Origin of the sequence: Chloroflexus sp. (genome assembly GCF_034435895.1) — a bacterium.
GTDB lineage: Bacteria > Chloroflexota > Chloroflexia > Chloroflexales > Chloroflexaceae > Chloroflexus.
In genome coordinates this window covers 1-11,190 of record NZ_DAOTWH010000011.1, presented here as the reverse complement: position 1 = coordinate 11,190, position 11,190 = coordinate 1, and the positions used below count along the sequence as shown (strand labels likewise).

The following is an 11,190-nucleotide window of genomic DNA, read 5'->3' as shown; positions in this document are numbered from 1 at the left end:
TGGGCATGCCCGTTGTGGTCGCCACCGGCGTACCCGTCGCCGTTGCCGTGCTCGTCGCCGTGCTCGTCGCCGTGCTCGTCGCCGTGCTCGTCGCCGTCGCGGTCACATACTCAACCTCCTCCAGCGGGGGAGGGCTAGGGTGGGGGCCATTGTCCTCCTCAGGAGGCTGACTGGGATGGGGGGTTGCCACTGTCGCTGTCTGGGCAGGCGCAGGTGGTTCCCCGCTATTCCAAGCTCCCGGCGTCGGTGCGCCAACCTGCCAGTGGGCACCGCCATCAGGCTGGCGAGCAATGGTTTGATCACGCGGGACGACGGTCAAGGGGCTTTGATCAACGATCTGGCCCTCTCGATTACTCAACTGCGCTTGATCAGGATCGCCGTTGTTGAGAATGGCGCTCGTTAATATCACCACCATCAAGCTACGAGGTGGAATGACCGTTCCCTCGGCAATCAGAGTATGCGGGCCGCCAATAATCACGTCATCAATCCGCCAGCCACTCAGATCGACCGGCAACGGGCCGGGATTGTACAACTCAACCCATTCTGGGCCGGCGCCCGGATTGTGCATCACTTCGTTGATCAGCACCAACGGCGGTTGCGCCTGAAGCGGCTGGAGCCATGTTCCGGCCAGCACGAGCAAGATTGTGATAAATGCCCACCAACGCACGGCAGTTTCTCCGTAGTTTGATCGCTCTACTAAAGAAACCGCGCGAAATGGGCAAAAGATGCGCGGAAATTGCCGCCAATTCGTACGTTCTTAGCTCAAATGAGCGGCAATTGGCCGTGGGAAGCCAAGCGGTGGGCGAAACGAGTGGTTTCGGGCAAGCGAAAGCGCGTGGTACAGGCCATCACCAGCTCAGGGGCGCGATCGAGGCTGACGCGATGGCCGGGTGAGACAAAGACCGGTTGGGCATTGGCGCGCGTGCGGAGCACCCAACCGATCTGCTCATAGCCATCGGAGATCGAACTACGCGCACCGCGTTCAGGCGCGGGCGGGGTAAAGCGGCCAACTAGCCGTTGCTTGGCACACCCAATCGTTGGGAGATCGAGCAACACCCCGATATGGCAAGCAATCCCGCACCGGCGCGGGTGGGCAATACCATGCCCATCGCAGATCACGAGATCAGGCGTTTCGCGCAACCGGTCGAGCGCGGCCATGATCGCCGGCGCTTCGCGAAAGGCGAGCAGGCCCGGCACATAGGGAAACGTCACCGGCTGGAGCACCAGCGCATAATCGACCGGAGCCAGCTCAGGAAAGCGCAACACCACCACCGCAGCGCGGATCACAGCGCCATCTTGCTCGAAACCGGCATCAACCCCGGCCACCAAACGCAACTCGCCAAACGCATCGCGCAAGACGACACGCTGGCGCAATGCCTGTTGCTCAGCAATCGCCGCCGCAATCCGCTCATCGTGGTCGTCAATCGTCGGCATACCGCTCTTCTCGCCACGGATCGGCGTTGTTGCTGTAGCCGTAGCGTTCCCAGAAACCAAGCCGATCGTGATCGAGGAACTCTAAGCCGCGCAGCCACTTTGCGCTCTTCCAAAAGTACTTTTTCGGCACCAACAAGCGCAGCGGGTAGCCATGCTCCGGCGTTAGCTCTTGCCCATCATACTTATAGGCCAACAGCACATCATCATCGAGCAACACATCGAGCGGCAGATTGGCAGTATATCCCTGCTCGCTATGGGCAATCACGAAACAGGCCGATGGCTTCAGCGGCGGAATATGGCGCAAGAACTCGCGGAAGCTCACGCCTTCCCACACCGTATCAAGCTTGCTCCAGCGCGTCACGCAGTGAATGTCTGTCTTGATAGTGACGGTCGGCAAGGCGCGGAACTCGCGGAAGCTAAACCGCACTGGTTCAGCCAATTCACCCCAGCAGCGCAGATCCCATTGTTCGTCAACATTGGTATACTGAGGGACAGTTCCATAGTGCAGCACCGGAAACTTCTCAGTAACGTATTGTCCCGGCGGGACGCGACCTTCCGGTTCAGATTGCGTCTGATCCTTCCGCTTGAACGGGTTGAACATTCGTCCCTCCTTCGCCACTGGATAATCGATAGAGGTTTCTTTTCAAATGGCATTATATCGCATGTGAAAGGATTTGGGTATGGCCACCTCCTTTGTGCGCGCTTCGCTTGATCGTCCGGCGTACACCTTGCCCGGTTTCTATTTCACCTCGGCGGACGTGTTTGCCCGCGAACAAGAGCGCATCTTTGCCCGCCAGTGGGTCTGCGCTGGACGCAGCGCCGATGTACCGGCTGCCGGTGACTACCGTCTCATTGAGGTCGCTGGCGAAAACTTGATCTTGCTCCGCGATCAGAGCGGCCAACTCCGCGCTTATTATAACGTCTGCCGCCACCGTGGGGCGCGGCTCTGCACCGCGGCGCACGGCCAGCTTGGCGAGAGCATTATCTGCCCCTACCACGCTTGGACGTACCGGCTCGATGGATCGCTGGCGACGGCTCGTTATATGCAGGATGCGCCCGATTTTCGGCGTGAAGACTGGCCCTTGATTAGCGTCGCCGTGGCTGAATGGGACGGGTTTGTGTTTGTGTCGCTGGCCGATCAGCCAACCCCGTTCGCCCAAGCCTTTGCGCCGTTGATCGGCAAGTTTCAGGCATGGGATGTGACCCGCCTTCAACGCGGCGCGCAGATTGTCTACGAAGTGGCGGCCAATTGGAAACTGATCGTTGCCAACTATTCGGAATGTTACCACTGCCCGCTGATCCACCCCGAATTGGTGGCTGTCTCGCCGTGGCAGAGCGGGCGCAACGACTTGACCAGCGGCCCCTTCTTGGGCGGCTATATGGAACTGAACCACGAAAGCATGACTCTCGACGGCCACACCCGCCGCCCGCCGCTACCCGGCCTCGCCGCGGCAGATCAACGGCGTGTCTACTATTACTCCATTTTCCCCAACCTATTGCTCAGTTTGCACCCTGACTACGTGATGGCGCACCGGCTCATTCCGCGCCGGCCCGATGCCACCACCGTCATCTGCGAATGGCACTTTGCGCCGGAAGTAATGGCTGCCGCCGATTTTGACCCCGCCGACGCGGTGACATTTTGGGATCGCACCAACCGGCAAGATTGGCACGTCTGCGAACTCTCGCAGCAAGGGGTCAGCTCACGCGCGTATCGGCCCGGCCCGTATGCCCAATCGGAAGGGTTGCTCTGGCAATTTGACCAAGAGTATCTGCGGGTGATGGAAGCGGAGTGATCGATCATCGTATGCGCGTGTTAATGCTCACCTACGGCAGCCGTGGCGATGTCCAGCCCTTTGTCGCGCTGGGAGCGGCGCTGCGCGCTGCCGGCTACCAGCCGGTCTTGGCCGCACCGGAGCGCTTTAGCCAGCTTGCCGCCGAACACCAGATCGCGTTCCTACCCCTGCCGGGAGACGTCTCACAACTTGCGCGCCAGATTGCCGATGAAGCGCGTGGCCGGCCATTGCGCCTGATCAGAATCATCTACCAATTCGCCCTACCGTTAGGGGTGGAGGTTGCGCGCCGGATTCAACAGGCCGCCAAATCCGCCGATTTGATCGTCCATACCTTTTTGACCGTCGCGCTCGGCCATCTGTACGCACAACACTACCGCATCCCCGAATGCGCGGTCGATCTGTTTCCCTTCTTCGATCCACCAGCCGAGTTAGCCAACCTGATGTGGCCGACTAGCCAGATGGATTTTCGCTGGCGGCGGCTAAGCCACGTCTTTGCCCATCACGTCTTTCGTATCGGTCAAAGTGTGGCCTATCGCATCTTACGCCAGCGCAACCCCGACATCGGCCCGCCGCGCTTGCCATGGGCCGCGCCGGGCCGTGTCATTCCGCTCTTGCTGGCTTACAGCAAGGCGCTAGTGCCGCCGGGAACCGCGCCTTTGAGCAGACAAACTGGTGCTTGGCGACTCCATCAGCCACACTGGCAACCGTCGCCCGATCTGGCCGCCTTTCTCGCCAGCGGGCCGCCGCCAGTGGTGGTCAGTTTCGGCAGCATGGCGAGCCGCGAGACAACCCGGATTGCGACCATCGTAATCGAGACCCTCCGGCGCACCGGCCAGCGCGGGATTATGCAGCGCGGTTGGGGCAATGTGCTGCCGCAACAGATGCCCGATTACATCTACCTTGCCGACGACATTCCCCACGACTGGCTGCTACCCCAAGCCGCCGCGATGATCCACCACGGCGGGGCGGGCACCACCGCCGCCGCCCTGCGCGCTGGCCTGCCGGCGGTGATCGTGCCATTTGCCGCCGACCAGCCGTTTTGGGCATGGCGCGCGCATCTCACCGGCGCCAATCCGGCCCCGTTGCCAGTGGGTGAACTCACAGTTGAACGGCTCAGCGCGGCATTACAGCAGGCGCTATCGCCCACCTACCGCGCACGCGCCGCAGACATCGCCAACCAGATGCGCTTGGAAGGTGGGGTGACGGCTGCGGTAGAACAGCTTGAGCAGTGGGCAACTAGGCAACCCGATGCTGCAAGAGGGTAATGGTTCGTAGGGCATAGTGAGGGTGCGCAATGACAGATGACCCGTTGTCATTGCGAGGGAGCGTGTGGTCGATTGTCATTGCGAGGGAACGACGGCACCCAGCAGAGCGGGGTGCCGCGCGACCGAAGCAATCTCCCGCTCTAGCGCCAAGCAACTCGCTCAGCCCATCCCTCCCGCTCTCGCAGGGGATTGCTTCGCCGCCTCTGGCGGCTCGCAAGGACAGATGACCCATTGTCATTGCGAGGGAGCGGCGGCGTCCAGCGAAGCTGGCTGCCGCGCGACCGAAGCAATCTCCCGCTCTAGCGCCAAGCAACCCGCTCAGCGCATCCCTCCCGTGCTCGCGGGGGATTACGTCGCCGCTTGGGGCAGACATTGCGCTGCCCCTTCACGCGGCTCGCAATGACAGAGGGGGGCGCGAGAACGGACGCGGGGCGCATAGACGCCTGAGCGGATACCAGCCTCGTCACTTCACCGGCGTCAGATCGAATAGTAAAATCCCCTCATCGCTGGTGCTGACCGCCAATTGCGAACCATTGGACGCAATCGCTACCGCCAGCGCTGCGCCGGCAGCAAGATCGATCTCGCGCAGCAGTGTGCCATCGGTAAAGCGATAAAATGCCAAATGACCGCTGATCGTGCCGGCAATGAGCAAGTCGCCATCAGGCGTCACTGCCAGACTGCTCACCCAACCGCGATCGGCGGGCAAGCTCATCTGCAACACTTCCGCATTATTGCGCGCCACGTCGCGCACCCGCAACGAACCGTCGCTGCTAGCGCTGAGCAGCAAGGTATTGTGAAAAACGATGCTCGTGATCGGGCCATTGTGGCCACGCAAGATCTGCGGATTCCCGCCGCGGGCCATCTCCCAGACCGCAATCTGCGGCGCGTCGGCAGGTTGATTGGTGGCCGCCGCTAGGTAGGCGCCGTTCCCACTAAAGGCAAGGGTATAGATCGGCCCGCCCAAGCCGCTCAGCCGGTGGAGATACTGGCGACTCGCAGTCTCCCAAATCGACACCTCGCCGCGCTCGTTGCCAACCGCGATTAGGCTACGATCAGGGCTGACCGCCAGATTGAGCGGAAACCCGTTCATGCCGCTCAATTGCTCGTTGGGCCGGCGATTCGTGAGATCGATTGTCACAATCTCGCCAGCTTCGCTGATCGCCACCACTTCGGTATCGCTAATAAACTCGATATAGCGCGTCGTCGCCGCCCCGCCATCAAGACTGATGGTTCGGCCGCTCTCAAACACATGCACCCGCACTGCGCCATTAGCACCGCTTGCCGCCAGTAAGCTGCCGTCTGGCCCATAACTCACCCCAGTCACGACCCCCTGCGTGACCTGAAAGCTCTGGATAACTTCAGTAGTATCGGCATTCCAAACCACCAAATTGCCACCTATATCGCTTGAAGCGAGTATCCGTTTGCCATCTGGATTCCAACTCAACCCCAGCAGTCGCAGACCGCGCTGGCGCAAGACCCCGCGCTCAGCGCCGTTGGCCGGGTTCCACAACCGCACGCTGCCGTCAAGGCTGGCGCTGGCCAACAAGCGGCCATCGGGACTATAGGCGACGCCGCGAATGACCACCCAGCCGTCGTGACCGCGCAACTCGCGCTGGACATCACCGGTTGCGGCGTCGAGCAGGTAGACGTTGCCGTTGATTGAACCAACTGCAAGCTGGCGTCCATCAGGTGAAAAGGCGATCCCGGTCAACCAGAAGGGCGTATTGCTCTGCGGGTCAACCGGCGCATTGAAACGAAAGGCATCGATCTGCCGCCCGCTGGACACATCCCACAAACGCGCTGTCCCGTCACGCGAGGCCGAGGCCAAACGTTGGCCATCAGGGCTAAACGCAACATTACCGAGCAGATCGGTATGGCCGCGCAGCACAACCAACGTCTGCCCGCTTGTCACATCCCAAATGCGCACCGTGCGATCGGCGCTGCCCGAAGCCAGCAGACGGCCATCGGGGCTAAAGGCCAACGAGCGAATCCAATCCTCGTGGCCGCGCAATTGGGCTAGCTCACGGCCATTACGTATATCCCACAACCGCACGACCGGATCATCTTGGGCTCCGGAAGCGAGGATCGCACCGTCAGGACTAAACGCTAGCGCGCTGACATCACCGGTATGGCCATTGAGCGTCGTCTGCGACACCAGCGTCTCGGCATTGCGCAACTGCACCGCTGCACCCACGGCGACCGCTGCCACTTGACCATCGGGACTGTAGGCCGCCGCCCCTAGCCCATCTTCACGCAATTGGGCCGTTTGGGTAATCGCTTCCACCTGCTGCAACAGCTCTGCCGCCATAGCCGCGGTTGGGGAAGGTGAGGCCGGCATGGTCGGCGACATCGCTGCTGTGCCGCCGATCCAGCCAAATAGCGAACTATTGGTCATGTAGAGACCCACCAGCACGGCAACCACCATACACACAGCCAGCGCAATCACAGCTAGCCCGCCGACGATAGCCAGCAGGCACGAGGTGCTAATGAATGGACGCGACGGTGCAGCAGCAGTGGCGGTCGCTCCTGCCGGAGCAGCAGCGGGTGGTGGTGCTGGCGGCAACGGCGCCGGCGCAACCGGCGCTGGCGTGGCTGAGGTTGGCGCAACCGGCGGCGGCGTGGCTGGGGTTGGCGCAGTCGCAGCCATCTTCTCAACCGGGGACGTTACCCCCATCGGTCGCCCGGCCATCAGCCGCACTGTCTCAAGCGCGCTGCGCATCTCGCTCACCCGCTGATAGCGATTGGCTGGCTTCAGCTCAAGCGCCCGCAACGTAAGCTGCTCGGCCAACACCGACACCTGAGGGTTCAGCGCACGCGGCGCATTGAGCGGTATGCCGGCCTGCCGTTGATGAGCCGGCGGCGGCGGCCAACCGGTCAGCAAGTGGTAGAGCACAGCGCCAATCGCATAAATATCGCTCACCGGCGCCGGCTCAACCGAATGATCGTACAACTCAGGCGCGCGGTACGGCGTGGCTTCAAAGCCCACGTGACGCGCGCAAGCAAACGGAGCCAGACTCAACCCGCCTTCGGGTGACGACCAGAAATCACACGTGCGCACATCGCCGAGCAAGAGCGGCGGCTGATGCGCGTGCAAGCGTTCGAGCACCTGCAGTAGCCGGTCAACGATCGCTAACGTCTCACTTTCGGGAAGCGGCGCGCCGCGCTCGCGGGCAAACCGCTCAAGGTCAGCACCGCCGGGATCGTCAGCCACCAGATAGCACACCTGATCGATCGCGAAATAGTCGCGCAACGCCAGCAACCCCGGCATATAGACTTGCGCCAGCTCGCGCGCCAGCCGCAAGACATCATCTACCGCGGCCTGATTGGGCTGGGGCAATGCGGTAATCAGCACACGCAATGACGAACGCTGATCGATCGCGCGGTATAGCTCGGCGTCAGGATAGGCATCGAGCGCGACGGTAATGCGGTAATGACCATTGAGTAAGGTATCGATAGCGAGCATGACGGCCCTTTGGCAGATAGACAACCGCTAATCCGAAGCCACCATCCGCCCGCTGGCAGACGGGTGGCGGAGCATGTGCTGCCATCAGTATACGGGATGTCTCAGTCGGCTGCGGCGAGAATGTGCGGTTGCAGCATCAGATCGCCCCGCGCTTGCGCTTCAGTAATCCGCTCGATGCAGCGATTGGCGCTAATCACTGCCCCTTCGATCGAGGCCAGAAAATGCTGGCGCGTGTAATCGCCGGCAAGGAAGAAGTTGCGCACCGGCGTCGCCTGATCAGGCCGGTACTTATCAACCCCCGGCAAGGCCTGATACACCGAGTTGGGAATGCGCACGATCGTGTGCTTGAGCAGCTTGGCTTTACGAGCAATTGGGTGCAAGCGGACAAACTCGCTCATCACAAACTGCACCAGCTCGTCGTCAGGCAGATTGATCAATTCGGCAGCCGGCGCGACCACAAACTGCATAATGCTGCGTTCACCTTTGTGATACTCCGGCGCCACTATCGCCATATCGGCGTAGACGCTGAGGTGGGTGCCGGCGCTAAACAGCAGGTTATCAACTCCGGCGATGCGCCGGTCAAAGAAGAGCTGCATCGTAATCACCGGCGAACCCTTCAGATGGCTCAGATTGGCAAAATAGGGCAGCTCGCGCAGCGCCGGCGGAATGACTTTTCGCAGATTATGCACCGGCATCGCCGAGACATACACATCGCCAGTGATCAGGCGGCCATCATCGAGCCGGAAACCGCTGACCTGATTCGTCTCAGCGTCATACTCAATCGCCGCCACCCGCGCATTCAACTCAACCCGGCCACCAAGCCGCTCGATCTGCGCAATTAGGGGCCGCCAAATGTTGGTGTCAGGCGAACCTTTCACCAACGCCATCCGCGGCGCCTCTTTCTCGTGGGCAAAGTGAAGCATCGCTGTCAGCGGCAGCTTGGCCGAAACGCGATCGGCGCGCTGGAAGTTGAGCGCCAGCGCCATCGTGTGCATCACTTCGTCGATCGAACGCTGGCCCATGCCGTGGCGGAGATGCCACGAGGCATAGGTCTCGTTATCCTGCTCGTCAACGTACTTTTGATCGCCAAAAATCACGCGCATCAGCCCTAGACCCATGCGCAATTTATCGCCCAATGAGAGCGGCTTGAAGGCCAGCACACCAGCCAACCCGTTAAGCGGGGTCGGCAGCCACGGCACAAAGCGGATCGGAGCCAACCCGTGGCGCTCGGAGGCAAAGATCATCTCGGCTGGCTTCCAGTTGAAGGTATCACCCAAGCCGTACCGCTCAAGGAAGGCGAGAAGATTGTGGTATGCGCCGAAGAAGACGTGCAATCCACTCTCGATCCAGTCGCCATCGGCGTCTTGCCATGCCGACACCTTACCACCGGGCACATTTCGCTTCTCAAGCACAATCACCTCGTAGCCACGCTCGACCATCGTCCGCGCGACCACCATACCGGCCGGGCCGGCGCCTGCAATCACAATCCGCATAGTGGTATGCTTCCTGTCGCTATTCAATGTGCAAAAATGAACAACCTACATCTTTATAGCACGGTTAGTATGGCCGCGCAAGGTAGATGAACAGCTCTTGCACAAGGCACCCCTATCGCTCCCCATTGTCATTGCGAGCCGCGTGGAGGGGCAGAGCGATGCTCTGCCCGCACGCGGCGAAGCAATCCCCCGCGAGAGCGGGAGTCCCCTCTCAGCCTCCTTCCCGCTCCCCCTTTGTCATTGCGAGCCGAGCGCAGCGTGGCGAAGCAATCCCCCCGCGAGAGCGGGAGCCGCCTCCTCAGCCTCCTTCCCGCCCCCACCTGTCATTGCGAGCCGAGCGCAGCGCGGCGAAGCAATCCCCCCCCGCGAGAGCGGGAGGTATGCCCTGAGCGGGCTTCCTGTCGCTAGAGCAGGAGATTGCTTCGGGCGCTGCGCCCCCGCGCAATGACAACCGGCCACGCCCTCACCCCCCTCGCAATGACATCGGGCCTTGGCAGGACACCCAAACCAATCAGCGCCAAGAATGGTACAATGCGAGTACGCATTTACGCTGCAATCGATACCGTTACAATCACCGACGCCTGCCCTATGCTTCACCGCGCATTGCTCGCTCTTGCCTTGGCCGTGCTGATGGGCGGGCAATTCTTGCTCCCGCGCTTGCCCCGCCCGCTCGATCTGCCGCCGCCGCGCACAGTGATCACCACTAATCCCCTGATCGGGGTGCATACGCGCCTCACCGGCATCGGCGACGAAGGTTACATTCGCCGTACACTCGCCCAAGTACATGACATGGGTGCGAGTTGGATCGTTGAACTCTTTCCGTGGGCGTATATCCAACCGCGTTCGCGCTACGGCTTCGATTGGACGGGAGCCGATATGGTGATTGCCCATGCCCATGCGCAGGGGTTACAGGTCGTGGCCCGGCTCGACATTGTGCCGGCGTGGGCCCGCCCGCCCGATACGACTGACCGTTATCTTGACCGTGATCACTTTGCCGATTTTGCCAATTTCGCCGCCGCGTTCGCTGCGCGCTACGCGCCGCAAGGCGTGCGCCATATCGTGATCTGGAATGAGCCAAATCTACGCTTCGAGTGGGGCGAACGACCGCCCGACCCCGGTGCGTACACCGATTTGCTCAAGCATGTCTATCCGGCGATCAAAGCCGCTGCCCCTGACGCCATCGTCATCGCCGGCGCCCTCTCGCCCGGCCCTAGCCTCGAAGGCGGCGCGCTACGCATGGACGATATGCAATTCCTCGCTTCAATGGCCGATGCTGGCGCGTTTCCGTTTTTTGATATGTGGGCCGTGCATGCCTATGGCGGGTTGGAACCGCCCGATGCCACCCCTGCCCCCGATCGCGTCAATTTTCGCCGCATCGAGCTGGTGCGCGATCTGCTTGACCGGCTTGGCGGCGCTGATAAGCGGATCATCATTACCGAAGGCGGCTACAACGACCATCCGCGCTGGAGCGGCGCGGTGCGCCCCGCTGACCGGCTGCGTTGGACGATCGCCACCTATGAACAATCGCGGCGCTATCCGTGGCTCGAAGCGACCATCCTCTGGCAATTCAGCACACCCTTCTTGACCCGTTCGTATCCCGATGCGTGGAACTTCGTCCATCCCGACGGCACGCCGCGCGCGATCTATTTGGCGGTGCAGGAATATGCCCGTTATGGGGTGATACCAGAGGTGATGGATCCGTAATCGCCAAACTATGGCGTGCGGCAGTATGACTGCCGCAC

The 11,190-nt window shown here is 61.5% G+C and carries 8 protein-coding genes; 3 read left to right on the top strand and 5 right to left on the bottom strand.

The genetic code is table 11. The features are described 5' to 3' along the window. The 3 genes from U9R81_RS00725 to U9R81_RS00715 form a co-directional block, all read right to left on the bottom strand. A partial coding sequence (locus U9R81_RS00725; protein WP_322493631.1) for a lamin tail domain-containing protein occupies positions 1-667 on the bottom strand: 667 nt, incomplete at its 3' end. A 95-nt stretch (positions 668-762) separates the two neighbouring features. Further along, complete coding sequence (nfi, locus tag U9R81_RS00720) at positions 763-1,434, bottom strand: deoxyribonuclease V (RefSeq protein ID WP_322493630.1); 672 nt, start codon at positions 1,432-1,434, stop codon at positions 763-765. Continuing rightward, entirely contained in the window at positions 1,421-2,035 is a 615-nt protein-coding gene (locus U9R81_RS00715) for a sulfite oxidase-like oxidoreductase (RefSeq protein ID WP_322493629.1), read from the bottom strand. Before U9R81_RS00715 ends, nfi begins: the two co-directional genes overlap by 14 nt. A 79-nt stretch (positions 2,036-2,114) precedes the next feature. On the opposite strand from U9R81_RS00715, the gene U9R81_RS00710 reads away from it, so the two are divergent. Further along, entirely contained in the window at positions 2,115-3,227 is a 1,113-nt protein-coding gene (locus U9R81_RS00710; RefSeq protein ID WP_322493628.1) for an aromatic ring-hydroxylating dioxygenase subunit alpha, read from the top strand. Next, complete coding sequence (locus U9R81_RS00705) at positions 3,224-4,492, top strand: nucleotide disphospho-sugar-binding domain-containing protein (protein ID WP_322493627.1); 1,269 nt, start codon at positions 3,224-3,226, stop codon at positions 4,490-4,492. The genes U9R81_RS00710 and U9R81_RS00705 overlap by 4 nt, the downstream gene beginning before the upstream one ends. A gap of 463 nt (positions 4,493-4,955) precedes the next feature. On the opposite strand, the gene U9R81_RS00700 is transcribed toward U9R81_RS00705, so the two are convergent. Together U9R81_RS00700 and U9R81_RS00695 are read right to left on the bottom strand one after the other, a co-directional pair. Further along, positions 4,956-7,955, bottom strand: coding sequence for a serine/threonine protein kinase (locus tag U9R81_RS00700; RefSeq protein ID WP_322493626.1), 3,000 nt, complete (start codon positions 7,953-7,955; stop codon positions 4,956-4,958). 101 nt (positions 7,956-8,056) lie between these two features. Beyond that, positions 8,057-9,448: an FAD-dependent oxidoreductase gene (locus U9R81_RS00695; protein WP_322493625.1), complete on the bottom strand. Its 1,392-nt coding sequence runs from the start codon at positions 9,446-9,448 to the stop codon at positions 8,057-8,059. A 531-nt stretch (positions 9,449-9,979) separates the two neighbouring features. On the opposite strand from U9R81_RS00695, the gene U9R81_RS00690 reads away from it, so the two are divergent. After that, a complete protein-coding gene (locus U9R81_RS00690) occupies positions 9,980-11,152 on the top strand; it encodes a hypothetical protein (protein ID WP_322493624.1) in 1,173 nt (390 codons plus the stop codon). Positions 11,153-11,190: the final 38 nt, after the last annotated feature.